The following is a 24828-nucleotide window of genomic DNA, read 5'->3' on the forward strand; positions in this document are numbered from 1 at the left end:
GCGCACCCCCCGGACTGTCCCCGACCGGCCCCGCCCCGCCCGGGGCCGGTGGATCGGGAACGGCGGTCAGCCGGAGCCGGTGGGCGGGGCCGGCTTCGCCGCCGACAGAGGCTCGGCGATGTCCTCCAGCGAGCGCCGCTCGGCCTTGACCGCCAGGAACGCCGCCACGAGACCGGCGGCGCACATCAGCGCGGCGCCGATCCGGAAGGCGAGTGCCGTGTCACCGACCACACCCGACTCGGTGAGGTCGGCGAAGATCAGCGGACCGCTGATGCCTCCCGCCGCGGTGCCGAGGGCGTAGAAGAAGGCGATGGCCATGGCGCGGGTCTCCATGGGGAACACCTCCGAGACGGTCAGGTACGCGCTTGAGGCACCCGCCGACGCGAAGAACAGCACCACGCACCAGCAGACCGTCATCGTCGTCGCCGTGAGCGAACCCCGGTCGAACAACCAGGCCGTACCGAACAGGAGCACACCGGAGAGCAGGTAGGTGGAGGAGATCATGATCCGGCGCCCGAGTCCGAGGACGACCCCGAGGGCGAAACTGAGCCGCCGGCCGAGGTTCTGGGGAAAGCTGTCGGTGTCGAGCATCACCACGGAGAGCAGGGCGCAACCGATCGCGCCCAGCCAGTAGCTGCCGTTGATGATGAGGTCGACCCGGCCCCGGTAGAGGGACGGGATCAGCTCGTCGATCGCCGAGTTGACGGCCGCGTACTCACCGCCGATGCCGAAGCCGGTGAGGAAGCGGAAGAGGAAGAACCACCAGGACTCGAACGACAGCGCGGTCATCGCGGTCGCGCCCAGGTAGACGGCCAGGGTCACCATGAAGAGCTTCTTGCGGCCGTAACGGTCGGTCAGCCGGCCGAAGAACAAAGCCCCCGAGCAGGCACCCGCCACGTAGAGGGCGGCCGCGACACCCGTGACCTGGGCGGCGGTGATGTCGAGGCCACTGCCTTCCTCGGCGAGACAGCCGGCGACATTGCCGACGATGGTGACCTCGAGCCCGTCGAGGATCCATACGGTGCCGAGGCCGATCACGATCATCCAGTGCCACCGGGACCACGGCAGCCGGTCGAGACGGGCCGGCACGACTGTGGTGACCGTGCCCGTGCCGGCCGTCACGGAGCGGCGGCACAACTGTCAGTGGTGGCAGTTACGTTCGAGGTGTTGAACGAGCCGTTTTCCGACAGGAGTGGACGATGACCGAGAGCAGTGCTCTGCCTGCGCTCAGGGTGGTGCTGACAGACGTCAACGAGCGCGTGGTGGAGGCGTGGCGGGCCGCGTTCGCGGACACCCCCGGCATCGAGATCCGCCGGGGCTCGATCCTCGATGCGGACGTCGATGCCTGGGTCACCCCGACGAACTCCCGGGGCCGGATGGACGGTGGGGCCGACGCCGTCATCAAGCGGTACCTCGGATCCGGCATCCAGCTGCGTGTGCAGCGGGCGATCCGCGATCGGTTCGCCGGGGCCATGCCGGTGGGCAGCGCGGTCTGCGTGCCGTCGGGGGCGGCCGTGCCCCGGTTCCTGATATCGACGCCGACCATGGTGCAGTCCTCGCAGAACGTGAGTGCCACGCTCAATGTGGCCCTGGCGTGCGCCGCCGCGTTCCAGGCCGTCCACCGGCAGAACCGGAAGGCGCCGGGAAGCATCCGCTCCGTGGCCCTGGTCGGGATGGGTGCGCAGACCGGTCGGGTGCCGGCCAGAGTGTGCGCCAACCTGATGTGGACCGGCTACACGCTCTTCCACGACCACTGGTTCGAGGACGACGACGAGCTGCGCGCCACGATCATCACGCAGCTGGGCGGCATCGAGAAGCGCCCGGTCGAGGAGCGCATACGCATCGTGCCGCCGAAGGCCGCTGCCCCTGTTCCCACCCCTGTCCCCGCCCCGGTTCCGGCCGGCGACCCTGCCGGTCAGGGTCCGTCCACGACCTCGACCACGACCACCGAAGGGTCCTCCCCCGTGACCGACGCGAACGACGCCCTGGCTCTCGCCGAGCTCTTCAACGGTGGCGGTGAGCCCTGGCTTCCGCTCCTGAAGCCCGTCATCGAGGCGCAGCCGGACGCCGCCCGGTTCATCGGGAAGGGGCGCAGCCCCGAGGTCGTCCCGGTCCGTGAGCTGACCTTCCAGGCGCTCAAGCCCCACGCGCCGCACCAGTGGAAGGTTGTCGTCTTCGGCCAGAATCCGTACCCGCGCCCGGAGAGCGCGACCGGCATCGCCATGTTCGACAACACCTTCAACGACTGGAAGGACAGTCAGTTCGGCAGGGTCGTCAGCATCCGCTGCATCATCAAGGCGGCGGCGATGTGGAAGTACGGCATAGCCAAGAAGACTCCGATCGCCGACGTCCGCGCGCTGTTGAAGGAGCGGGAGACGGTCCGGCCGCCGGAGTGGTTCCAGGCGATGCTCACGCAGGGCGTACTGCTGCTGAACGCCTCGCTCACCGCCAGCGGCGACGGAGCGATGGGGGCCGACCAGCACACGGCGTTCTGGCGGCCCGTCGCCGAACGGATCGTCGAGGAGATCCTCAAGGCCAAGCAGGACGCCGCCGAGGAGGACCGCGGGGTCGTGTTCGCCTGGTGGGGGGCGCACGCCCGCAACCTCAAGAAGGTCGTCGTGCGGCTCCAGGAGAAGTACCCCGACGTCGAGGTCCGGCACATCGACCACGCGAACCCGGCGGCGCAGGGCGACATCTTCTGCGAGGGCGACCACTTCGCCATGGTGAACGAGGCCCTGGCGTCGCTGGGTTCCGACGGGATCGACTGGCTGCCGAGCAAGGGGTGGGACGAGGGGACGGCCGGTGCGGGCGACGCCGGCGGTGCCGCGGGTGCGGACGGGGGTGTCGCGGCGCGGATGGGCGCCTTCATCGAGTCGACCATGAACCTGCACCAGCTGTACCTGGAGCGGCTCACCAGCGTCAAGGACGAGGGCCTGGTCCTCCCCGCGATCACCGGTGTGTTCGATACCCCGCTGATGGACTTCCAGGACGCCGTCGCACCGGTCTCCGCGACGCTGTCCGGGATCACCGGACACATCGACCGGTCACGGGACTTCGGCAAGCGGCGGGCGGACGAGACGTCCGGCGGCCTGTCCGCCGACGCGATCGCCGCGCTCTACCTCTACACCTGCGAGTCCGCCTTCTACCGCGAGATCAACGCGGTCCTGCGCTCCCCGGACCGCACCAGGGTCACGCCCTACCTGCCGTACCTGCGGCTGCTGTTCTCGGCGGTGTCGGAGCTGCCCGCCCACACGAAGCCGCTGTGGCGCGGTGTGTCGCTGGACCTGCGGGCGCAGTACCCGGTGGGCCGGACGGTGACCTGGTGGGGCGTGTCCTCGTGCACCTCCGAGCTGAGCGTGGCCCGCTCCTTCCTCGGCAGCCGCGGAAAGCGGACGCTCTTCGAGGTGACGCCCGCCCACGCGGTCGGTATCAAGAGGTTCTCCGCCTTCACCGGGGAGGAGGAGTACATCCTCGCGCCGGGCACCCAGCTCAAGGTGACGGACGTGAAGAGCGAGCGCGGCGGGCTGTGCACGGTCAGGCTGACGGAAGCGGACGCCGCTCCCGTGGTGTCCTGACCCGACCGGCCGGCGTCAGGCCGCACGTCTGCCGCGTACAGGGCCGTCATCCCCGCCGGGGTGACGGCCCCGCGGGGTGCCGGTCGACCAGGGCGTACAGGCCGGATACCTGCGCGCCGCGGCGGCGCTTGGCCTCGATGGTCGTCATGCCCGCGTGCAGGGCGGTCGTGCCGTGGGCGTAGGCGTCCTCGATGGGCAGGTAGTACATGAGGTTGAAGTACAGGTGCGGCGCCGGGTGGCGGCGGTCGAGGGCGACGGCGCGGATCCACGTCGTGGTCCCGTAGTGGTAGTAGAGGCAGAAGCCGATCATCCGGTGTTCCTCGTAGGCGGCGGCCACACGCGCTTCGCTGCCCATCGCCGTGGCCTGCCGTTTCAGCAGACCGGTCATCGCGTCGATGCCGTCCCGGTCGTGCCCGTGATCCTGCTGGTGTCCGGCGAGGAGGACTCCGGCATCCTCGAAGCAGTCCGCGAGTACCTGTCGGCGCACGTCGAGGGCGGCCGAGGTCGGCGAAGCGGCGCGCGGCGTCCTGGAGGAGGGCGAGGCAGGCGTCCTGCAGGCCGGGCCCGAGGCCGGGGGCCGTGAGCGGCGTGCTGTGGTACCCGCGCCGCGCGCCGGCGATCACGCGCGGCCGCAGGTGCGGGGGCAGTACGGTTTCGGGCCGGTAGCTGTCGTTCGGTTCGTCCCGCACCAGGTAGAGGGGGGGCGGCGGCGATCAGGGTGCCTTCGAGGTCCCTACGAGCGCGTACGCACAGGTAGCGGTGGGGTCTTCCTCCTCGCCGGCGAGCCACCGGTGGGAGAGGTAGAGGCCCGCAGGCCGGGCGAGGTGCTCCCACTCCGCGGCGGGGATCTCGTGGATGGACTCGATGACGCTCGTGATCAACGGGGGTTCCTCCGGCGGTGGCGGTTGGGGGCCTTGAATGCGGGCGCGGCGAGTACGGCGATCAGGCAGACGGCGGCTTCGACACCCCAGGGCAGGAGGGGGCCGGCCTCCAGCAGCAGGGTGAACAGGGCGGGGGCCGCGACCATGCCGACGGCCCACGAGAACTGGTACAGGCCCTGTGTGAAGCCCCCGGATGCATGGGGAGTGAGGCTCACGGACAGTTCGCTCAGCGCCGGGCCGAGCAGGATCTCCGCCACGCTGAACAGGACGATCGCCACGATGAGGGCCGCCCAGGCGGTGGAGGCGGCACCGGGCGGCCCGGGCCGTGCCGGCAGCGAGGGCAAGGCGAACGCCCCCGTCCCCACGGTCATGATCAGGTATCCGGCGGCCACGGCGCGGCGGGGCACCTTGGGCGCCACGTGTGCGGTGACGGCTGTCGAACACGCGGAGACGATGACGGTGTTGATGACGAACAGCATGCTCGCCGCCGAGGCGGGGAGCCCCAGGGCGCGGGTGGTGTAGACGGCGACGAGGACGGCGAGGGCGGCCTGCGCGAGGACGTACGGGATGTTGACGGCCACGAGCAGGAGGTAGCGGCGGGTGTTGTCGGCCCGCGTCACGAGGGCACTCGGAGGCGTGCCGTCCGGTTCCGGTGGAGTGGTGGTGAGAGCGGCGAAGCAGGCGGCGGCCAGGAGGTAGGTGGCGGCATCGACCGCGATCATCCAGCGCAGCGAGCCGTTGCCGAACACGGTCAGGGCACCCGCCGCCCACGGCAACGAGCCCGACCTGTGCAGCCCGTTCGGGGACGCCCTCACCCTCGCCGCATGCCACCTGACCGGCATCCGCACCACCGTCCACATCGCGGGGCCCGGCCTCGACGGAGAGATCGGTGAACAGCCCCTCCTCGAACGCCTCGCCGGAAGCCACCCCCTCGTCCCCGACCGGGACGCGGCGGCAGCGGCCGCCCGCGCACTGGCCTGGCACCCCTCCGAGGCATCGGCGCTGTGGGCCGCCGCCATCCACGGCGCCCGCGGCACCGTCCGTGCCGTCAACAACGTCATCCGCCTCACGGATGTCTCCCCACGGCTGTACCCCCTGCCGCTCCAGGAGGCCATCGGCCACAATCCGGTCGCCCGGGCCCTCGTCGACGAGCAACCGGCAACCCTGGCTGCCGCCGCCGACCTCTCCCACCGGCTCACCGGCATTCCCGGGCTGGCGAGCGAACCCACCCGGACGCCCCGGCAGGAACCGCCCGCCGGGGGATCGCCTTCCTCGACCGGGAGGTGGCCATGAAGACCCTTCGCGAAGCGGCCGACGGAGCCGACCACATCACCCTCCGCCACGCCGTCCGCGCTCTCGGCCTCACCTGGACGGACATCCCCGCCCTGCGAGCCGCCCTCACCACGGACACCCCTCTCCTCCGGCTCGCCTGACCCCGCCGGCCGAGGAGCCTGCGCCCGGATCCCCGAGCGGCGTGACCGAACACCCCCCTTCGCCGGCCGGGGCCGGGGCCGCCGGGCCGCCGGGCCGCCGGCGAACGGAGCTCGTACGGCGGCCCGGACTGCTCCGGGCGCTACGCGAGCAGGATGGCGCCGACCGTCACAGTGCGGTGCCGGTGGCGGCCGCCGGCGGTGTGGCCGCGGGGCGCAGCGGCACCCGCTCGGCACCGCTGTCCGCGCCCAGGCCCGCGAGCAGGCGCAGACCGTCCTCGGCGGGGCTGCCCGGGGCCGCGGAGAACACCAGCAGCTCCATGCCCGGTTCATCCGGTAGTGCGAAGTTCTCCTGGTGCAGTTCCAGGAGTCCGACCAGCGGGTGCCGGTACGCCTTGCGTCCATGGGTGCGGGCGCGCACGTCCGCACGGGCCCAGAGGCGGCGGAACCGCTCGCTGCCCATCGCCAACTCGCCGATGAGCGAAGCGAGGCGCGGGTCCTCGGGGTATTTCCCGGCGGCCAGACGCAGGTGCCCGACCACGTCGAGCGTGCATTTCTCCCAGTCCGCGTAGAGACCGCGCTCCGCCTCCTCCAGGAAGATGTGTCGGGCCGTGTTCAGACCCGGCACCGGCCGGCCGTAGAGGAGCCCGGCGAGGCGGTTACCGGCGAGCACGTCCAGGCGGTGGTGGTCCATGATCAGGGCGGGCGCGTCGGCGACCAGGTCGAGGACGCGCAGCAGCTCCGGCCGGACTCGCCACCGGCCTCCGGCCGGGAGGACCCCCTTGCCCGGCGCCTTCGCGCGGCGCCGGCGCTGCCGGGCGAGCCGGTAGAGGTGGCCGCGCTCGGTGGCGTCGAGGCCGAGGACGCCGGCGAGCGCGTCGAGGACCTGCTCGGAGGGCTGGGTCGCGCGGCCCTGCTCCAGGCGTACGTAGTAGTCGACGCTGACTCCGGACAGGTGCGCGACCTCCTCGCGGCGCAGCCCTGCCACCCGGCGGCGGCTGTCGGTGGGGATGCCGACGGCCGCCGGGTCGACCCGGGAACGCCGGGTCCGCAGGAAGCCCGCAAGATCGTCCATGCCCCCAAGTATGGCCTCGGTGTTGCCCGTGAGGGTGGTCCTGCCGATACCAGGAAGTCCCGTCCTACGGAAGAGGCGCCCCTGAACACCGGCCCCCGCGGCGCCCAGGATCGAAGGCATCCGATCCGAAGGAGTTCCCGTGAAGACGCTGATCGTCCACGCCCACCCGGAGCCGAAGTCGCTCAACAGCTCGCTGAAGGACCTCGCGGTGTCCACATTGGAGGGCGCCGGGCACGAGGTACGGGTGAGCGATCTGTACGCGATGAACTGGAAGGCGGTCGTGGACTCCACGGACTACGGCCCCCACGCCTCCAGCCCGCTGAAGGTCGCCCTGGACTCGGGCCGGGCCTTCGACACCGGGACGCTCACCCCGGACGTCCTCGCCGAGCAGGACAAACTGCTGTGGGCCGACAGGATCATCTTCCAGTTCCCGCTGTGGTGGTACACGATGCCCGCGATCCTCAAGGGCTGGGTGGACCGGGTGTTCACCTACCGCTTCGCCTACGGCGTCGGCGAGCACAGCGACACCAAGTACGGCGAGCGCTTCGGCGAAGGCACCCTCGCGGGCAGGAAGGCCCTGCTGTCGGTGACCGTCGGCGGCCCCGCATCGCATTACTCGGCTCGCGGAATCAACGGCCCCATCGAGGACCTGCTGTTCCCGTTCCAGCACGGCATCCTCTACTACCCGGGCGTCGAGGTGCTGCCGCCGTTCGTGCTGTACGGCGCCGACCGGCTGACCGCCGAGGACTACCCGGACGCGGCCGAGGCCTGGGAGCGGCGCCTGCTCACCCTGGAGTCGACCGGGCCGATCGCGTTCCGGCGGCAGAACTTCGGTGATTACGAAATCCCCTCGATGCACCTGAAGGAGGGACTGGAGCCCGCGGGCCGCACGGGATTCGGGCTGCACCTGCGCGGCTGATTCCCTGCGGCCGGCCTCGGACTGCGGCGGCGTGAACGTGACGGCTCCCAGCCTTCGTCAGGCCTCCCGGCTCAGGAGCCGAGGGCGTCGTCGATGTCCTGCTGCCAGTAGGTGACCGTCAACGAGCTGTCGTAATGGACACCTTGAGCCGGCAGTGGCGGGATGGCGGATGCGCCGCCTCCGCTGTTGGGCGTCCGGCCCTGGAAGGCGATGGTGAGCCGGTGCCCGGTCGTCCCGCCCTCACCGCTGCCGTCGGCCGCCGCGAGCAGGGCCGCCGCGTAGCCCGACTCGCCGGGCGCGAGGGAGACCACTGCCTGGGGCCGGGTCCCCTGGCGTGCGGCGGGCGCCCACTGCATCTCGTCGAAGCGGAGCACCGGGTGGTACGTCAGGTCGCAGACCTTCGAGCCGGTGTTCTTCACCGTGATCAGCATGTGGTTGAGGGGGCGGGAGACCGGCTGGACGGTGACGGCGGTGTTCGAGCCGTTGCACAAAGCGCGCTCCCCTGCGGCGGGCGGCTCCGCGGAGCCCTTCTCCTCGGCCGGGTCGGTGCCGCTCTTCCCGCCGCCGGTGGTCGTCGTCGCGGAGCCCGGGGCCGGGGGCGTGGTGGCCGTCGTCCCCTGCTGACCTGCCGTCGCGCCCTGGGTGTCGGTATTGCCGCCCGCTGTCGGGGGTGTGGCCGCGGCGGAGCCCGTGGCGGCCGCGGCGCCCTCGTCCCTGATGCCCGTGCCGTCCTGGCACGCGGTGAGGGCGAGCGCGGCGAGGGCGACCGCGGACGCGGTCGCGAGCCGTCGGCGGGCGCGGGGACGGGACGTACGGGTACCGGTAGGGGTGGAGGTGCTGCGGAAGGCGGACATGACTGATTCCCTCTCGTACGGGCGGCCCGCGACGGCCAGTCGGGACGGGTCGCCGGAAGCGGTGTGCTTGGATGGCCCCAGCTTGTGCGGTGATCCGTCCCGGCCGCCGCATCCGAGGGGCAGTCAGGGAATCTGGGACGCCGGCATGGGCTCTGAGCTGCGGAAACAACCCGTTCCTGGGACGCGGGACGGGACACGGGCTGGGAGGAATCGGTGTCGGAGGACACTGCCGAGGCCGGGTTCGCCCGGCAGCTGCGGGAGTTGAAGGACCGGTCCGGGCACAGCTACGGAACGCTCGCCAAGCGACTCCACATGAGCACCTCGACGCTCCACCGGTACTGCAGGGGCGATGTCGTCCCGACGGACTACGCACCCCTCGAACGGCTCGCCCGCCTCTGCAAGGCGTCGCCCGAGGAACTCGTCGAACTGCACCGGCGCTGGGTGCTGGCGGACGCGAACCGCCCGCGCAAGGGCGGTGGTCCGGGGCCGGGCGGCAAGGCACCGGCCGGCGCGGGCGTGGCCGACGTTCCCCGGCCATCGCCGGAGCAGCCCGAGCCCAGTGCCGCTGCCGGGCCCTCGGCCACCGCGGAGGCGCTGCCCGAGCCGCTTCCGGCCGAGCCGCGGATCGCCTCCGGTCCGGCTGCCCCGAAGCAGCGCCGGCGGAGCCGCGGGGCCGTCCTCGCCGGAATCGCCGTGGCCGTCGTGGCCGGAGCGGTCGCGCTCACCGCGAACCTGCCGGGACGGGACGCGGACGTCCGGGACGCTCCTGCCGCCGCCGCATCCCGCCCGGGCGGCGAAGCGGAACGCGCGGACGGCAAGGCGGCGGCCCCGGCAGCGACCGGCACCTCGCCTTCGGCATCCGCGCCCGCTGCCCCCCGGGCCGATGACGGCGCCGAGGGCGCCGAGGGCGACACCGGCACGACCGCCGCGAGCCCGCCCCCTGGCGGGGGCGGCGACCGCGCCGCGGCCGGTACGCCGGTGAAGGTGACCACTCAGCCCTACACCTGGGAGTCGCCCTGCGGCCAGCACTACCTGATCGACAGGCCTCCGGCCCGGGTGGGCCCGCCGCCCGTGGAGCGGGACGCGCCCGCGTGGGTGGCGGCGTCCGGAGCCGTGTCCGCCGGCGAGCAGTACGTCACGCTGAGCCTTCAGGGCTCCGGCAAGGAGACGGTGGTCCTGGACGGCCTGACCGTCCGAATGGCCGGCAAGCGTGCGCCTCTCGGCTGGAACGACTACGCCATGGGCTACCCGGGGGTCGGCTGCGGCGCCGGCGTGCCGACCCGCTCCTTCACCGTGGCCCTGGACGCCGTACGCCCGGCCGTCGTGCCCGAGGCCGGGCAGCCGAACTTCCCGTTCAAGGTCAGCGAATCCGAACCGGAGGTCTTCTACATCAAGGCCGACGCCTCGGCGTACGACGTGAGCTGGTACCTGGAGTTGTCCTGGTCCAGCGGTTCCCGCCGCGGCACCCTGACGATCGACCACAACGGCAGGCCGTTCCGCACCAGCGGCCGCAACGGGCGGCCCTCCTACGAGTTCCCGCTCGGTGGCGAGGGATGGGTCAAGGCGGGCACGACACACTGACGTGGTGCCGGTTCCGGTCCGGCCCCGCAAGCCCGCTCGTATGCGTTCTCGCAGGTGAGAAGCCCTCTGGCAGGATCCCGGCATCTCCCCTAGGGTGTGAGGGAAGTCCGGTCGGCGTCCGGGGCCGTACACCCCTTTCCGGTCGACATCCTGGAAGGCTCACCATGATGAGCAGCCGGCGATCCCGCATCGCCTTCGGTCTCATGCGGTGGCCGCGACGCCGGGCCGTCGCCGCCGCCCTGCGCACCGAGACCGTCGGACGGCTGCGCGCCACTGCCGCCCTGCCGGTCATCGCGGCGGTGTGCGGCATGACAGTACCGACGGCCCTGTACGCGCCGCCCGCGGGCCTCGGTGGCAGCCTCGCCGGCATCCACCGGCGCAACGCGGCAGGACGACCCGCCGCACAGCGCGTCCGACCCGCATCGGAGGTACGGCACCATGGCGATCACCCTGCTCAGCATCGCCATCGTGGTGGCGGCCCTCGTCATCAGGACGGCAATCGCCGAGATCCGCCGGCCCGGCAGCGGGCGCAGGCACTGGAGGTTCCTCACCGACCCCCGGGCGCTTGCCGTCGGAGCCCTCACCGCCCTCCTGCTCGGCCTCCTCGCCCGGGCCACGGCCGGACCCGTCGCAGTGGCCTGGGCCGTACTCGCCGGCGTACTCGTCGCCTACGTGGTCGGAACCGACGAACGCGACGGCTGACGGAAGCCTCCGGTCCGCCCGTCAGATCACCACGAAGGCGAGCCAGGCCGCGCCCGGGGCGATGGCGCACACACCCGCACCCCAGCGCAGCAGGTTGCGGTAGGTGTCCGAGCGCAGCGGTTCCGGCGCGTTGGCGACCACGAGGGCTCCGTTGGTCGAGAAGGGACTGGCGTCGACGATCGTCGAGGCCGAGGCGAGGGCGACGACCAGGCCGGTGGTCGTGATGGATCCCGAGGCGAGGAACGGGGTCGCGAGCGGCATCAGGGCGCCCAGGATGCCGGTGGTGGAGGCGAAGGCCGACACGACGCCCCCGACGTAGCAGATCAGCAGAGCGGCCATGAGCGGAGCACCGACGGCGGCGATCGTCTCCCCGAGGGAGTCGACGACTCCGAGTTTCTGCAGCAGGGCGATGTAGGTGACGATCCCGCAGACGAGCAGCACGACGGGCCAGGCGATCTCCTTCGCGGCCCGTTGGGCGGTGGGGCGGAAGGCGGTGGCGAGGGCCGCGGCCAGGGTGAGCGCGAACAGGCCGGTGTCCAGGGAGAGGACGGTGGTGCCGAGCACCAGGAGTGCCATCGCCAGCAGGGTGGCCCCCTGTTCGGCGTTCAGGGCCGGCGAGGTGGCCGCCGGGGCATCCACGTCCGTCGCGGGCGTGGCCACCGTCCGGCGCCGGCGGCCGAAGAGCAGCCAGGTGACGAACGCTGCGGCCAGGTTGATGGCGAAGGTGCCGCCGAAGAGTGCGGCCCCGTCGACGTGCAGGTCGTTCGCCGCGAGGGACGAGTGCACGATGCCGCCCAGGATTCCGGTGGGCGCGAAGCTGCCCGCGGCGGCTCCGTTGACGGCCATCAGCCCTGCGTACAGCGGGCTCATCCCGTGGCGCACGGCGAAGGTGATGCCGATGGGCGCCACGATCGCGACCGCCGCCGGGGAGGCGGCGCCGGTGGCACACAGCAGGGTGGCGAGGAGGAACAGGACCCAGGGCACGACCTCCACCCGGTTGCCGGCGGCCCGGACCGCCGAGTGGACCATCCAGTCCACCGTGCCGTTGGCGCGAGCCATGCCGAACAGGAAGGTCACGGCGACGAGCACGACGAACATCTCGGCCGGGAAGCCCGCCAGCACCTCCTTGGCGGGGTGCCCGAGCCACACGACGCCGAGCAGGAAGGTGGCGGTCAGCGCGAGGACGCCCATGTTGAGGCCGGTGACGGAGGCCAGGACGAAGACGACGGCCAGGACCAGCACGCCGATCAGTTCCGTGTTCATGACGTTCTTCCTTCGGGTGCGTGCTCGAGAGGCGTGTCGATCCAGGCGAGAACCGCGTCGGTGTGCTCACCCAGGGCGGGTACGGGCCGAAGGCGAGCGGGGGTGCGTCCGCCCACGGTGACGGGCGGGACGAGGCCCAGCAGTTCCCCGACCGGGCTGTCGAAGGAGGCCCAGCGGCCACGGGCCCGGAGCTGGTCGTGCGCGCTGAACTCCTGCATGGTGCGCTGCCCGGCATACGCGATGCGGGCGCCGTCCAGCCTGGCGACGAGCTCCGCGGCGCTCAGCGCCAGGGTGGTCTCCCGTACGACGGCGTCGAGTTCGGCCCGGTGGGCGACCCGGTCGGCGTTGCCCCGGAACCGGGGGTCGTCGGTCAGGCGGGGCCGGTCGAGCACGATCTCGCAGAACGCCGCCCACTCGTGGGCGTTCTGGAGGCCGAGGATCACGCTCTGCCCGTCACGGGTGGGGAACGGGCCGTATGGGGCGATGGTCGCGTGGCTGGCTCCGGTACGGGCGGGAGCGGTCCCGCCGTACCGGGTGAAGTACTCGGCGTAGCCCATCCACTCGCCGAGCGCCTCCAGCATGGAGACTTCCAGCCGGGCGCCCCGGCCCGTCCGGGTGCGCTCCAGGAGCGCCGTGAGGATGCCGGAGTACGCGTACATGCCGGCGCAGATGTCGGCGATGGACAGGCCCACCTTGGACGGGGTCTCGGGGGTTCCGGTGATGGCGAGGAGTCCGGCCTCGGCCTGCACCAGGAGGTCGTACGCCTTGCGCTCACGGTACGGGCCGGAGCCGCCGTATCCCGAGATGTCACAGGTGATCAACTCGGGCCTTTCACGGGCGAGTCGCTCGCTGCCGATGCCGAGGCGGTCGGCTGCCCCGGGGGCGAGGTTCTGCACGAGGACGTCGGCCCGGTCGACGAGGGCGCGCAGCCGCCGGTTGCCCTCGGGGGATCGTACGTCGAGCTCGACGCTCTCCTTGCCCCGGTTGAGCCACACGAAGTGGCTGGACATTCCGCGCACGGTGCGGTCGTAGCCGCGGGCCAGGTCACCGGTACCGGGCCTTTCGATCTTGATGACACGGGCGCCGAGATCGGCCAGCTGACGGGTGGCGAACGGTGCCGCGACCGCCTGTTCGAGCGAGACGACGACGAGACCGGCGAGTGGCGCGATGGATGACGCTCCGTCAAATTCGGTGCCCGGTCCGGTGGCTGGGCGGTGCGGGGGATGCGGCTCGGGCATACGGGCCCTCCGGGGCAGTCGGGATGTGTGGGGACACCCTTCCGCCGTCCGTGGGGCGCTGTGAAATGACGAGATGACCGCCGTTCGATGCGTGGCACGCATGGCAGGAGGAGGCGGCTCGGCCATGCGTGTCACACATGGCCCGGCGCACATCCCGTCATTTCACAAGCCGCCCCCGACGTTCCGAGGATGAGGTCATGACGAACGAGAACCACACCCGCCCCGTCCAGGACCGCGCCCCCGTGGAGGGCTGGCAGGGCCGCTACTTCGAGGATTTCGCGGTGGGGGACGTGTACCGGCATCCCCTGGGACGGACCGTGCTGGAGACGGACAACTCGTGGATGACCCTGCTCACGCAGAACACGGCGCCACTGCACTTCGACCGGCACTACGCGGCGCAGACGGTGTGGGGCCGCCCCCTGGTGGACTCCACCTTCACCCTGGCCCTGGTGACCGGGCAGAGCGTCACCGACATCTCCCAGCATGTGATGGCGAACCTGGGATGGGACCGGGTCCGCCTGCCGAACCCGGTCTTCGAGGGCGACACGATCTACTCGCAGTCGGAGGTGCTGGCCGCGCGAACCTCCGCCAGCAGGCCCGACGTCGGCATCGTCCGCGTGCGTACGGTCGGCTTCAACCAGGACGGCGTCGTCGTCATCACCTTCGAACGCACGCTCATGGTCTACCGGCGCGGCCACGGGCCGTCGTTCGCCGCCGTGCGGCCGGTGTGGGACGAGCGCTCCAGGGCGGCGGCCGGCCTGGACGACTGACCGGGGCCGTCACGAACGCCGGGCTTCGATCCGGCTCCCGCACGGCATCGAGCCCCGCCGGCCTCCAGGAGGCCGGCGGGGCTCCGTACGGGCGTCGAGCGGCGGCCGCAGCCGGGCGGATGCGCCGACGGCCTAGGCGGTCTCTTTCGGATCTTGTCGGCCGAGTCCGCGGCGTCCGGTGCCGTGCCCGGCAAGGCGGAGGGGCGCCCGTGTACTGGACGTACTCGGGCGCCCCGACAACGCAGCCGGGTGCGGTGCCGGGCGTCGCGGGCCCGGCAAGATCCGAAAGAGACGGCCTAGCCGTCCACCGCTGCCGCGAACTCCAGCAGGTCGCGGGCATGGTCCAGGCGGGGCCGGTCGATCATCTCGCCGTCCACTCGCACCGCGGCTCCCTCGCTGTGCGCGGCCTGCTCCAGTACCCGGCGGGCCCAGGCGAGCTGCTCCGGAGGCGGGCCGTAGGCGGCGTTCACGGGGGCTGTCTGCGCCGGGTGGATGCACAGCTTGCCGGTGAATCCACCGGCCCGGCTCGCGTCCGCCTCGGCGCGTACCGCGGCGATGTCGTCCAGGTGCATGGCGGGGCCGTCGACGGGGCCGCGCAGTCCGGCCGCACGACTGGCGATGACCAGCCGGGTCCGGCAGTACGCCCACGCCTCGGGTGCGTCGCCCAGACCGGTCTCCCGGCGGAAGTCGGCGACGCCGAAGGCGAGGGCGAAGGTGGCCCTCTGGCGGGCGATGGCGAAGGCGTTCTCCATGCCGAGCGAGGTCTCCACCAGGGCGACGACGGCGGTACCGGCCGGCAGGTGGGCCGCCGTCGCGGCCACGTGCTCGGCGTGCTCCGCCTTCGGCAGCATCACTCCGGCGAGGGCGGGCAGGCCGGCGACGGCTTCCAGATCGTCACGCCAGTGCTCGCTGGTGCGGTCGTTGATCCTCACCCAGACCGGTACCTCGACGGCGCCGGGCCGGGTGAGGTGGTGGCGGGCGAGCACCTTGCGTCCGGGGGCGACGGCGTCCTCGAGGTCCAGGACGACCGCGTCCGCACCGGGCCGGTCCCTGCGGGGGTAGCGGTCGGGACGGTCCGCCGGGGTGAACAGCCACGAGCGGGCGTACCGGGGAGCGAGGGTCATCAGATTGCCCCGTGGGGAGCGGGCGGGGTGAGGCGCAGGTCGGCCCGGACCAGGTGCCCCTCGCCGGACGACATGGTCTCGACCCGGTCGGCGAGGTGGCCGACGATGGTGAGCCCCCGCCCGCACTCCCAGGCCGGACGGGCCGTGGTACCGGACGGTCGCGCCGGGCGAAGCGGGCCGCAGTCGCGTACGTCGATGTGGAGCGTCATGCCCTCCAGGGACAGGTGAACGGCGAGCTCCGCGCCCCCGTGCTGGGCGGCGTTGGCACCGAGTTCGCCGACGACCAGGAGGGCCGACTCGCGGTCGCAGGCGGCCACGCCCCAGAAGGCCAGCAGGGAGGAGGTGAAGTGGCGCACCTCGCGGACCATGTTCTTCTCGGCCGCCACGAAGACCGCTCCCCGCAGGAGCGCGGTCGGCCGCGTCGGCGGTACGGGAACGGTCTCGGCTGCGCCGGGTCCCGTGGCCGGGTCTCTTGTCGGGTACCGGTTTCCACACGACCGCACCGGGACGGTGGTGGCATGAATGTTCATGGGACGATCCTCTGCCCCGGCGTTCGCCCTGTGAAATGACGGTTGTCCTGCGGCCTGATGCGCTACGCGCATGTTCCCAGGTCACTGGCACCGGGCGGCAGCGGTCAGGCCTCGGGCGGCTGCGCGGTGGAGCGGATGTAGTGGTGGAAGCGGGCCACGACCGCGGCGCGCGGGCCCCCGGCCTGCGCGATCACTCCGATGGTCCGGAAGGCCCCCGGGTCCGCCAGGGGGACGGAGACGGCGCCTGCGGGGTGAGCGGACGCGTCACCGGTGGCGGGCACCACGGCCACGCCGAGTCCGGAGGACACCAGCGAGCGGAGCGTGCTGAGTTCGGTGCACTCCATGACGATCCGCGGGGTGAGGCCGGCCGCCTCGCACAGCTTGTCCGCGACCTGGCGCAGGCCGAACTCCGGTTGCAGCGCGAGGAAGTCCTCCGCGGCCAGCTCGGCCAGCCGTACCCGGTGGTGGGAGGCGAGACGGTGGCCCACGGGCACGAGGAGGGCCAACGGCTCGTTCTGGAGCGGCGTCCAGCGCAGGGTGGTGTCGGCGGGACGGGGACTGGTGATGCCGAGGTCCAGCCTGCCTTGCCGTACCCCGTCGACCACCGCGTCCGCGGCGCTGCCGCGCAGCTCGAAGGTGGTCGCCGGGGCGATCGCGTGGTACCCGGCGAGCAGGGACGGGACCAGCCAGGTCCCGTAGGAGTGGAGGAAGCCGAGGGTGATGGTCCCGGTGTCGGGATCGATCAGGGTGGCGATGCGCTGTTCCGCGCGGTCCATCTCGCTGATGGCTCGTACGGCGTGTGCCCGGAACACCTCACCGTACTTGTTGAGATGGAGGCGGTTCTGCTTGCGGTCGAACAGCGCCACCCCCACCCGCTTCTCCAGGCGGGCGAGCGCACGGGAGAGCGTGGGCTGGGCGATGTTGAGCCGCTCGGCCGCGGAGGTCACGTGCTCGCACTCGGCGAGAGCCACGAACCACTGCAACTCTCTGATCTCCATGGAACCACCCTACGTGTGGTGCGTGATCCCGCCGTGGGGGACGGGCGGGGTCACCGCCGGCCGGGCCGGCGACGGGGAGCCGCCCCGGGCCTCGCGCTGCCGCCGGGTGCTTCGGGGTGCCGGGTCTGGGCGGCCGGCAGGGCGTGCAGGCCGGGGCCGCCGAGGGTGCCGGCGCGATCGGCCATCAGCGCGCGCAGACACGCCTCGGCCGCCGGGTCGGCCGGTGTGAGGACGATCAGGGACTGTCCGGCCCCGTCCAGGGTGGCCAGCGTGTCGTAGTGGACGGTCAGCTCGCCGACCGAGGGATGGCTGATCCGCTTGGTGCCGTGAGCACGCTGCCGCACCGTGTGGTCGTCCCACCAGAGGGCGAACTCCGTGACGGTCGCGCGCAGTTCCCCGATCACCTCCAGCAGCCGCGGTTCGTCGGGGTGGCGTGCGAGCGTGGCACGCAGGTTGCCCACCGTCTCGCGGGCCACCCGGGCCCAGTCCAGCTGCATCTCCCGCATGCGGGGCGACAGGAACAGCATCCGGGCCATGTTGTCCGCGACGCCGGAGCCGAAGTCCTCGCCGAACAGCGCGGCCGCGGCGCTGTTGTGGGCCAGGACGTCGAACCTGAAGTCGACGAGGTAGGCGGGCAGGAGCGGCATTCCGTCCATCAGGACGCGCAGCGACCCGCTCACCGGCAGGCACTCGGGACGGGGCACCGGCGCCTCTCCCCGGGCGATCACGTGCAGGTGCCGGCGTTCGGCGGGCGACAGCCGCAACGCCCGGGCCAGGCCGTCGAGCACCGCGGTGCCGGGCGCGCTCGCCCTCCCCTGCTCCAGCCGGATGTACCACTCGACGCTGACGGCAGCCAGCTCGGCGACCTCCTGCCGCCGCAGACCCGGCGTGCGGCGACGCCCCTGGTCCGCCAGTCCCACGTCGTCCGGCCGCAGCCGCTCCCGCATGGCCCGCAGGAACTGCGCCAGCTCCTCGTTGCGCCCTGTTCGTCTATGCACCACGCCCCATCATCGCCCCACACCGCGGCTCCCTGTCCACAGCGGACGGTGGTACGGCGGGTACCAGCATCCGCAGGGCCTTCCGGCCCGTCCGCCCGGTCGGGACCATCGGTTCACCACCGACCTTCAGGAGGATCCGATGAAGAAGTCCCCGCACACCGGCGTGGCCGAGGCCGTCGTGGCCGGCGCCCCGCTCGACACCGCTGTGGCCGGGCCCGTGCCCGAGGAGCCCGAGCGAACCACTGCCCCGATCGACCCTTCGGACTACGGATACACCGAGGTCCGCAGGGGTGTGCCCGCCTCCGCGGCACGCTTCACGGTCACCAGCCCCGATGTGCGCGACGGCGAGGCGCTCCCGGCCGACACCTGGGCCGACGCCTTCGGCTGCACCGGTGACAACCGACAGCCCCGGCTCTCGTGGAGTGGCGCTCCGCAGGCCACCCGCAGCTACGCGATCACCATGTTCGACCCCGACGCGCCCACCGGAGCCGGATTCTGGCACTGGCTCGTCTGGGACGTCCCCGTCGGCGACACCGGCATGGACACCCGGCTGCCGGCCGGCGCGGTCACCGGGGCCAACGACTCCGGAAGCACCGGTTATCTGGGGCCCTGCCCGCCGGTCGGCGACCTCACCCACCACTACGAGATCACGGTGTACGCACTCGACGTGCCCACGCTCGGCCTGCCCGCGTCCACGCCGCCGACCATTGCCGCGTTCATGATGTCCGGCCACATCATCGGGTACGCCCGGATCACGGGCACGGTGCGCCGCTGACCCCGCCCACGGGCGCCCACCCGGCGGCCCGTCCGAAGCAGTGGAGGGCGCAGCCACGGGTCAGCCGATCGCCTGTTCCGTCCAGATGGTCTTCCCGGTGCTGGTGAACCGGCTGCCCCAGCGGTCGGTGAGCTGGGCCACGAGGAAGAGGCCGCGCCCGCCTTCGTCCGTGTCCCGTGCGCGGCGCAGGCGCGGCTGGGTGCTGCTGGTGTCGGACACCTCGCAGACGAGCAGCCGGTCGCGGATCAGCCGGAGCCCCACCGGTCCGCCCGCGTATCGGATCGCGTTCGTGACGAGCTCGCTGGCGACGAGCTCCGTCACGAAGCCCATGTCCTCCAACTGCCAGTCGGACAGCCGGCCCAGTACCAGCTCACGGGCGTGCGCGACGAGGGACAGGTCGGGTTCGAGTTCCCACTCGGCGACCTGGTCGGACGTGAGCGCGCGGGTGCGGGCGAGCAGCAGGGCGATGTCGTCCGTGGCCTCGTGGGGCAGCACCTCGTCGCAAAGGGTCTGGCTGATCTCGCCGAGCGGCCGGTCCGGCCCGGCCGTGCCGGCGAGCGACCTCCGCAGCTTTTCCATCCCCTGCTCGATGTCGCCGCCGCGGCGCTCCACGAGTCCGTCCGTGTAGAGGGCGAGCGTGCTGCCGGGTTGCACGCCGAACTCCGTCACCTCGAACGGCATTCCGCCGACCCCGAGCGGTGGTCCCGGCGTCATGCCCAGGAAGTACGGCTCCTCCCCCGGGGGCAGCAGGGCCGGCGGCGGATGTCCCGCGGTGGCGGCGGCGCACCGCCTCGTCACCGGATCGTAGACGGCGTACAGGCACGTCGCTCCGAGTACCGCGGGCTCCGCGCGGGACGCGTCGGCCATGTGCTCGCTGGAGAATCCGAGCACCAGGTCGTCCAGGTGCGTGAGCAGCTCACCCGGATCCAGATCGAGGTCGGCCAGGGTCTGCACCGCGGTCCGCAGTCGTGCCATCGCCGCGGTGGCCTCGAGTCCATGGCCGACGACGTCTCCGACGACGAACGCCACGCGCAGCGACGGCAGGGGAATCACGTCGAACCAGTCCCCGCCGACGCCGACGCCGCCCCCGGCCGGCTGGTAGACACCCGCGGTGTCCGCGGCCGCCGTGTTCAGGACCGAGTGCGGCAGCAGGCTTCGTTGCAGGGCCAGCGCCGACCGGTGTTCCCTCGTGTAGCGGCGCGCGTTGTCCACGCCGAGGGCGGCCCTGGAGGCGACGTCCTGCAGGAGCGCGGCGTCCGCCTCGTCGTACGCGGAAGGGAGCTGACTGCGCCAGACCGTGACGCAGCCGAGGACCAGGCCCCGGGCGTAGAGGGGTACCGCCACGGAGGAGTGGGCACCGCTCGGGACGAACAGCCGCAGGGTCTCGGGGTCCACCCCGAGCGCCGCGCGGAGTACGGCGACGTCCGGCACCAGCACCGGCCGTCCCGCCATGAGCGGGCGCATCACCTCCGTGTCCGGTACAGGAGGGAGCGCCTCTCCGACCGGCAGGAGGTCCTCTGCGGAGATCCCCGGGCTCTGCGCGGAGGCGGCCCGGCGCAGGCGGACATCGTCACTGGCGTCGAGGTGCGGGGGCTCGTCGCCCACCAGCACCGGTTCGGCGAGGTCCACCGTCGCCAGGTCGGCGAAATCGGGGACGAGCAGGTTCACGAGGACCTGCGCCATGTCCGTCACGTCCAGGGAGACCCCGATGCTCGCGGCGGCGGCGTGCGCCAGCCCGGTCCGGCGTCGCTCCGAGTCGGGCCCGGCCGCCGCCCTCGCGGTTTCCGCCGGGGTGAGCAGGACGAGCCAGTGCGCGGCGGCATCCCAGGCGCCGGGAGTGCGCGCTTCGAGCCGGACCACCGTGCAGGCCTGAGGGACCCGGACCTCTTGACCTGCATGAGTGCCACCAAGGGTGGTCGCGGGGAGAACGGTCGGCAGCGCCTCCGTAGCGGCACGCGCCGGCACCCCCAGCAAGGGAGCACAGATCTGTCCCGGCGAGCATTCCAGCAGCAGCGCGGCCCGTTCCGAGATGGCGACGACCACGCCTGCGTCGTCCAGTACGACCGCAGCGGTTTCGTTCACGGGCACCGAGGCCGCCCTCGGGCCACGATGCTCCGGTTCACGCATGTCGCCTCCACGCACCGTGACCTTCAGTATCGTCCCCGAGGGGGAACCCGGCGACCCGCAGCGCGCCCTCGCCGGGGGCACGCGGCCACAGGCCCTCCCCCGGCTGCCGCACGGAGTAGGGTGCCGCCCGTGCATGAGCATCAGCGCGATCTCGTCGGTTACGGCGCCGAGCCGCCGCTTGCCGCCTGGCCCGGCGGTGCCCGTGTGGCCGTCAGCCTCGTCCTCAACTACGAGGAGGGCGGCGAGCAGAACGTCCTCGAGGGCGACGCCACCTCCGAGGGCTTCCTTCACGAGCTCATCGGCGCGCCACCCGTGGTGGGCGGGCGGGACCTGAACGTCGAATCCATGTTCGCCTACGGCTCGCGCGCGGGCTTCTGGCGCATCCATCGCACGCTCGCCGCCCACAACGCGCCGATCACCGTGTACGCCGTGGCCCAGGCGCTCGAACGCAACCCGGACGCCGCACGGGCCATGGCCGCCGCCGGCTGGGAGGTGGCCGGCCACAGCTGGCGGTGGATCGACTACCGCCACGTGTCCGAGGAGGCCGAGCGCGCCGACATCGCGCGCTCGATCTCGACGATCGAGCGGCTCGTCGGCCGCCGGCCCGTGGGCTGGTACACCGGTCGGACGAGCCCCCACACGCGGCGCCTGGTCGCCGAGGAGGGCGGCTTCCTCTACGACTCCGACGACTACTCGGACGACCTGCCGTTCTACGTCGAAGCCGCCGGCCGGCCGCACCTCGTGCTGCCCTACAGCCTCGACGCGAACGACTTCAAGTTCCTGCTGGTCCACGGGTTCACGACCGCCGACGACATGCTGTCCTACCTCGTCGACGCCTTCGACACCCTCCACGCCGAGGGAGGCGACCGCCCGCGCATGATGAGCATCGGCATGCACGGCCGGATCATCGGCCGGCCCGGCCGCATCCGCGCCCTCGACGGCTTCCTCCGGCACGTCGCGCAGCGCGGCGGGGCGTGGGTCACCACCCGCGAACGGATCGCGCGTCACTGGCTCGCCACGCACCCGCCGCTGCGCTGAACACGCTGAACCCTCCCCGCTGCTGCCCCGGCCGTCAGGGCGCGCGGATGCCGTCGCAGGCGATCGGCAGGTGGCGCGGGCCGCGCAGGACCGCGTTCCGGCGGTACTGCGGCGGGTCCTCCAGCAGCCGCGGGTTCTCCAGCCGGCGGGCCAGCTCGCTCAGTGCCAGCTGGGCCTCCAGCCGGGCCAGCGGGGCGCCGAAGCAGCTGTGGATGCCGCTGCCGAGGCCGAGGTGCTGGATGTCCTTGCGGTCCGGGTCGAAGCGGTCCGGGTTCTCGAACCGCTTCGGGTCGCGGTTGCCGGACGCCAGGATCAGCGAAACCGTGGCGCCCTTGGGGATGTTCACCCCGGCGATCTCGATGTCGGCGAGCGTGCTGCGCCGGGGCAGCAGTTGCACGGGCGGTTCGTACCGCAGCAGCTCCTCGACGATCGGTACGGACAACTGCGGTTCCTCGCGCAGCCGCTGGAGGACGTCCGGGTGGCGCAGCAGGGTCAGCATGCCGTTGGTGATCAGGTTGACCGTGGTCTCGTGGCCCGCGATCAGCAGCAGCGCCGCAGTGCTGACGACCTCCAGCGTGCTCATCGCCCCGTCCGGTTCCTCACCGCCGGCCGCCAGCTGGGAGAGCATGTCCTCACCCGGGTTCTTGCGGCGCTCCTCGATCAGCCCGGCCAGGTACATGCCGAGCTCCATCTGCGCGTCGGCCGCGGCCTTGGGCGTCTCGCCGGGGTCGACATCCGGATCGGGGTCCAGGCTGGCGGCGAGGGTGTCGGCCCAGCCGTGGAAGCGGGGCTCGTCCTCGTGCGGCACGCCCAGCAGCCGGCAGATCACCGTCACCGGGAAGGGGTAGGAGAACTGGTCGACCAGGTCGATCCGTTCCAGGGAGTCGGCGCCGGCGATGCCGTCGATGAGGCCGGTGACGATGCCGTCGAGCTCGCCGCGCATGTCGTGGACCCTGTGCGGGGAGTGCGGCGGCCCGAAGGGCCGGTTCGTGATGCGGCGCAGCCGGTCGTGGTCCGGCGGATCGAGCCTGATGAAGACCGGCGGCAGGGCCGAGCCGTCTCCTTCGTCCTGCCCCAGCGGGTCGCTCGGCGACAGCGTCAGGTTGCGCGGGTCGGAGCTGATGCGTGGGTCGTGCAGCAGGCTCTGGATCTCGTGGTAGGTGCTGACGACGTACGGCCCGTCCTCGTCGTGGAACACCGGCGTCCTGCGCAGCTCCTCGTACAGCGGGTACGGATCGGCACGGTTGGAGTAGTCGATGATCTGCCGGAGCATGGCTCGGGTCATGGCGTGTCCTCGTGCGGCTCGCGGGATCGGGGCGTGGGAGGGTGCGCGGACCGGCGCCTCCGGGCCCGGCTTTTCCCAGCATGCACGGAGGCCCCTCGGATCGCCCGCCGGGCGACGGAACCGCAGGTCACGCCCGTGCTGCGGTGCTGCGGTGCTGCGGTGCTGCGGTGCTGCGGTGCTGCGGTCGACGGTGGGGGTGGAGAAGGGGGCCGGGATCCCCGGCTCCGCCCGCGCCGCCACGGCGACCGACAACTCGTTTGCGACAATGGCACCCAGCGAGGTGGGGAGGGGCGCCGTGAATCAGCCGGCTCGACGGCCACGGACCGAGGAACGCGCCGCCGACGGCCGCGCCGAGCGCGGCCGACAGTCCCGGGTGAAGATCGCCGAGGCCGTACTGTCCCTGCTCGACGACGGGGAATCCAGCTTCCCCGCCGAGCGGGTGGCCGAACGCGCGGGCGTGTCCCGACGCCTGGTGTTCCACCACTTCGCGGACATGTCCGAGCTGGTGGAGACGGCCATCACCCGTCGACTGGAGCAGCTGATCGAGCAGATCCAGCCGCTTCCGACCTCCGGTCCGCGCGCCACGCGGGTAGCGGCCCTGACGGAGCAGCGCGCACGGATCCTGGAGTGGATCACTCCTGCTCAGCTGACCCTGATGCGCCTGGAGACACCGGGTGACCGCGTCGCCGAGGTCACCCGGGAGGTACTGGACTTCGCCCGGGCGCGACTGGCCGAGATCTTCGCGGAGGAACTCGAACTCCTGCCCGCGTCAAGCAGATCCGAAGTGCTCCACGGCCTGGACGCGGTGACGACCTGGGGTGCCTGGTACCACTGGCGCAGCAGCGGCCTGAGCGCCGAATCGGCCGCCAGGACCATGGAGACGGCCGTGCACGCCCTGCTCGCCACCACCGACCGGCCCCCGGCCGGCAGCTAGGCCGTCTCTTCCGGGTCCCGCCGGGCCCGCGTACCGTGCGACAGCCGGCCGTGCAGGGCGGGGCCGCCGACGGCCACCACCACGAACAGGAACGCGGCAGTGATCAGCGTCGGCTCCGAGAACCACAGGCCGGCAAGCCAGTCGACGAGCAGGGCCACGGCGACCAGGAGCACCTTCCCCGTCACCAGTCCGAGGAACAGACCACGGTCGAGCGGGGCCCGCCCGGCGCGGGTGAGACGAGGGCCGACGAAGCGCCCGGCAAGGCTGACGCAGAGCACCACCACGAGGACGCGCAGTGCGTGCTCCCACGCGGGCATGTCCCCGCCGAGAACCCATACGGCAGCCACGGCCGCGCCCGCGGCGGCGTAGGCGGACACGCGCGCGGTCGACGGCCCGCGCCGCCCGGCTCCGCCCTGACCTGCACGAACACGGCTCGGCCCGGTACATGCTCGGGCGGTGTGGACAGACATGTCTCGCCTTTCGTCACGGACAGCGAACAAATGTCACGAACAGCCTCAAAACAACTTGCACTCCGAGTGTCATCTCTTGGGGTGCACATCGTCAAGCCCCCCTCGGCGACGCCCATGCCGGCGGCCGCGACGGCGGCGCACCGCTCCGGTGCGTCGCCACCGAACGCAGGACTGCGAGTTGGTTGCGAGTGAGGACCTCGCGTGAGCCCCGGCGTTCTGGCTCCCTCATGTCCTGTTGACGATGGGCGATCCCGGCGAGCC

25 protein-coding genes are annotated in these 24828 nt (G+C 72.3%); 10 read left to right on the top strand and 15 right to left on the bottom strand.

The features are described 5' to 3' along the window. Nucleotides 1–66: 66 nt before the first annotated feature. Nucleotides 67–1122 (bottom strand): MFS transporter, encoded by a 1056-nt coding sequence (locus OG373_RS05960; protein ID WP_405436435.1) that lies wholly within the window; start codon nt 1120–1122, stop codon nt 67–69. 77 nt (nt 1123–1199) lie between these two features. Here OG373_RS05960 and OG373_RS05965 point away from each other — a divergent pair, with 77 nt between their 5' ends. Further along, complete coding sequence (locus tag OG373_RS05965) at nt 1200–3575, top strand: ADP-ribosyltransferase domain-containing protein (protein ID WP_405436437.1); 2376 nt, start codon at nt 1200–1202, stop codon at nt 3573–3575. 46 nt (nt 3576–3621) lie between these two features. Here the strand turns inward: OG373_RS05965 and OG373_RS05970 are convergent, their stop codons facing one another. From OG373_RS05970 to OG373_RS05980, 3 genes are all read right to left on the bottom strand, one after another. Then, the gene (locus tag OG373_RS05970) at nt 3622–4062 is read right to left on the bottom strand and encodes a hypothetical protein (RefSeq protein WP_405436438.1); all 441 of its coding nucleotides are present in this window, start codon (nt 4060–4062) and stop codon (nt 3622–3624) included. A gap of 226 nt (nt 4063–4288) precedes the next feature. Then, nucleotides 4289–4456 (bottom strand): hypothetical protein, encoded by a 168-nt coding sequence (locus tag OG373_RS05975; RefSeq protein ID WP_405436439.1) that lies wholly within the window; start codon nt 4454–4456, stop codon nt 4289–4291. Further along, entirely contained in the window at nt 4453–5178 is a 726-nt protein-coding gene (locus tag OG373_RS05980) for an MFS transporter (RefSeq protein ID WP_405436440.1), read from the bottom strand. Before OG373_RS05980 ends, OG373_RS05975 begins: the two co-directional genes overlap by 4 nt. Here OG373_RS05980 and OG373_RS05985 point away from each other — a divergent pair. Both OG373_RS05985 and OG373_RS05990 read left to right on the top strand, forming a co-directional pair. Then, entirely contained in the window at nt 5156–5749 is a 594-nt protein-coding gene (locus OG373_RS05985; protein ID WP_405436441.1) for a DUF1152 domain-containing protein, read from the top strand. The genes OG373_RS05980 and OG373_RS05985 overlap by 23 nt on opposite strands. Further along, nucleotides 5746–5889 (top strand): hypothetical protein, encoded by a 144-nt coding sequence (locus OG373_RS05990; protein ID WP_405436443.1) that lies wholly within the window; start codon nt 5746–5748, stop codon nt 5887–5889. The genes OG373_RS05985 and OG373_RS05990 overlap by 4 nt, the downstream gene beginning before the upstream one ends. Before the next feature lie 166 nt (nt 5890–6055). On the opposite strand, the gene OG373_RS05995 is transcribed toward OG373_RS05990, so the two are convergent. Next, a complete protein-coding gene (locus tag OG373_RS05995; protein WP_405436445.1) occupies nt 6056–6961 on the bottom strand; it encodes a helix-turn-helix transcriptional regulator in 906 nt (301 codons plus the stop codon). Between the two features lie 139 nt (nt 6962–7100). Between OG373_RS05995 and OG373_RS06000 the strand changes: the two genes are divergently transcribed. Continuing rightward, nucleotides 7101–7880 (top strand): NAD(P)H-dependent oxidoreductase, encoded by a 780-nt coding sequence (locus OG373_RS06000; RefSeq protein ID WP_405436447.1) that lies wholly within the window; start codon nt 7101–7103, stop codon nt 7878–7880. Nucleotides 7881–7951: 71 nt separating this feature from the next. Here the strand turns inward: OG373_RS06000 and OG373_RS06005 are convergent, their stop codons facing one another. Then, the gene (locus OG373_RS06005; protein WP_405436448.1) at nt 7952–8734 is read right to left on the bottom strand and encodes a DUF4232 domain-containing protein; all 783 of its coding nucleotides are present in this window, start codon (nt 8732–8734) and stop codon (nt 7952–7954) included. A gap of 213 nt (nt 8735–8947) precedes the next feature. Here OG373_RS06005 and OG373_RS06010 point away from each other — a divergent pair, with 213 nt between their 5' ends. Both OG373_RS06010 and OG373_RS06015 read left to right on the top strand, forming a co-directional pair. Next, entirely contained in the window at nt 8948–10315 is a 1368-nt protein-coding gene (locus OG373_RS06010; RefSeq protein WP_405436450.1) for a helix-turn-helix domain-containing protein, read from the top strand. Nucleotides 10316–10753: 438 nt separating this feature from the next. Then, a complete protein-coding gene (locus OG373_RS06015) occupies nt 10754–11017 on the top strand; it encodes a hypothetical protein (RefSeq protein ID WP_397728127.1) in 264 nt (87 codons plus the stop codon). 21 nt (nt 11018–11038) lie between these two features. Here OG373_RS06015 and OG373_RS06020 read toward each other — a convergent pair whose 3' ends face one another. Together OG373_RS06020 and OG373_RS06025 are read right to left on the bottom strand one after the other, a co-directional pair. Next, complete coding sequence (locus OG373_RS06020; RefSeq protein ID WP_405436452.1) at nt 11039–12280, bottom strand: SLC13 family permease; 1242 nt, start codon at nt 12278–12280, stop codon at nt 11039–11041. Further along, a complete protein-coding gene (locus OG373_RS06025; protein ID WP_405436453.1) occupies nt 12277–13518 on the bottom strand; it encodes a CaiB/BaiF CoA transferase family protein in 1242 nt (413 codons plus the stop codon). Before OG373_RS06025 ends, OG373_RS06020 begins: the two co-directional genes overlap by 4 nt. A gap of 197 nt (nt 13519–13715) precedes the next feature. Here OG373_RS06025 and OG373_RS06030 point away from each other — a divergent pair, with 197 nt between their 5' ends. After that, nucleotides 13716–14288, top strand: coding sequence for a MaoC family dehydratase (locus OG373_RS06030; protein WP_405436454.1), 573 nt, complete (start codon nt 13716–13718; stop codon nt 14286–14288). A 296-nt stretch (nt 14289–14584) separates the two neighbouring features. On the opposite strand, the gene OG373_RS06035 is transcribed toward OG373_RS06030, so the two are convergent. From OG373_RS06035 to OG373_RS06050, 4 genes are all read right to left on the bottom strand, one after another. Further along, nucleotides 14585–15412, bottom strand: a complete 828-nt coding sequence (locus OG373_RS06035; protein ID WP_405436456.1) for an HpcH/HpaI aldolase/citrate lyase family protein — start codon at nt 15410–15412, stop codon at nt 14585–14587. Continuing rightward, a complete protein-coding gene (locus OG373_RS06040) occupies nt 15412–15942 on the bottom strand; it encodes an ATP-binding protein (protein WP_405436458.1) in 531 nt (176 codons plus the stop codon). Before OG373_RS06040 ends, OG373_RS06035 begins: the two co-directional genes overlap by 1 nt. A gap of 104 nt (nt 15943–16046) precedes the next feature. Further along, a complete protein-coding gene (locus OG373_RS06045; RefSeq protein ID WP_405436460.1) occupies nt 16047–16940 on the bottom strand; it encodes a LysR family transcriptional regulator in 894 nt (297 codons plus the stop codon). Nucleotides 16941–16990: 50 nt separating this feature from the next. Further along, entirely contained in the window at nt 16991–17938 is a 948-nt protein-coding gene (locus OG373_RS06050; RefSeq protein WP_405436462.1) for a helix-turn-helix transcriptional regulator, read from the bottom strand. Between the two features lie 139 nt (nt 17939–18077). On the opposite strand from OG373_RS06050, the gene OG373_RS06055 reads away from it, so the two are divergent. Beyond that, nucleotides 18078–18713: a YbhB/YbcL family Raf kinase inhibitor-like protein gene (locus OG373_RS06055; RefSeq protein WP_405436464.1), complete on the top strand. Its 636-nt coding sequence runs from the start codon at nt 18078–18080 to the stop codon at nt 18711–18713. Nucleotides 18714–18773: 60 nt separating this feature from the next. On the opposite strand, the gene OG373_RS06060 is transcribed toward OG373_RS06055, so the two are convergent. After that, complete coding sequence (locus tag OG373_RS06060; RefSeq protein WP_405436466.1) at nt 18774–20795, bottom strand: SpoIIE family protein phosphatase; 2022 nt, start codon at nt 20793–20795, stop codon at nt 18774–18776. 174 nt (nt 20796–20969) lie between these two features. On the opposite strand from OG373_RS06060, the gene puuE reads away from it, so the two are divergent. Next, on the top strand, nt 20970–21878 hold the full coding sequence (gene puuE / locus OG373_RS06065; RefSeq protein WP_405436468.1) for an allantoinase PuuE: 909 nt from the start codon (nt 20970–20972) through the stop codon (nt 21876–21878). A gap of 34 nt (nt 21879–21912) precedes the next feature. On the opposite strand, the gene OG373_RS06070 is transcribed toward puuE, so the two are convergent. After that, nucleotides 21913–23163, bottom strand: coding sequence for a cytochrome P450 (locus OG373_RS06070; RefSeq protein WP_405436470.1), 1251 nt, complete (start codon nt 23161–23163; stop codon nt 21913–21915). 295 nt (nt 23164–23458) lie between these two features. On the opposite strand from OG373_RS06070, the gene OG373_RS06075 reads away from it, so the two are divergent. Continuing rightward, entirely contained in the window at nt 23459–24097 is a 639-nt protein-coding gene (locus tag OG373_RS06075) for a TetR/AcrR family transcriptional regulator (RefSeq protein WP_405436471.1), read from the top strand. On the opposite strand, the gene OG373_RS06080 is transcribed toward OG373_RS06075, so the two are convergent. Then, the gene (locus tag OG373_RS06080; protein ID WP_405436474.1) at nt 24094–24474 is read right to left on the bottom strand and encodes a hypothetical protein; all 381 of its coding nucleotides are present in this window, start codon (nt 24472–24474) and stop codon (nt 24094–24096) included. The two genes, OG373_RS06075 and OG373_RS06080, sit on opposite strands and share 4 nt — an antisense overlap. Nucleotides 24475–24828 lie beyond the last annotated feature (354 nt).

This window comes from Streptomyces avidinii (genome assembly GCF_045161815.1).
Taxonomy (GTDB): Bacteria; Actinomycetota; Actinomycetes; order Streptomycetales; family Streptomycetaceae; genus Streptomyces; species Streptomyces avidinii.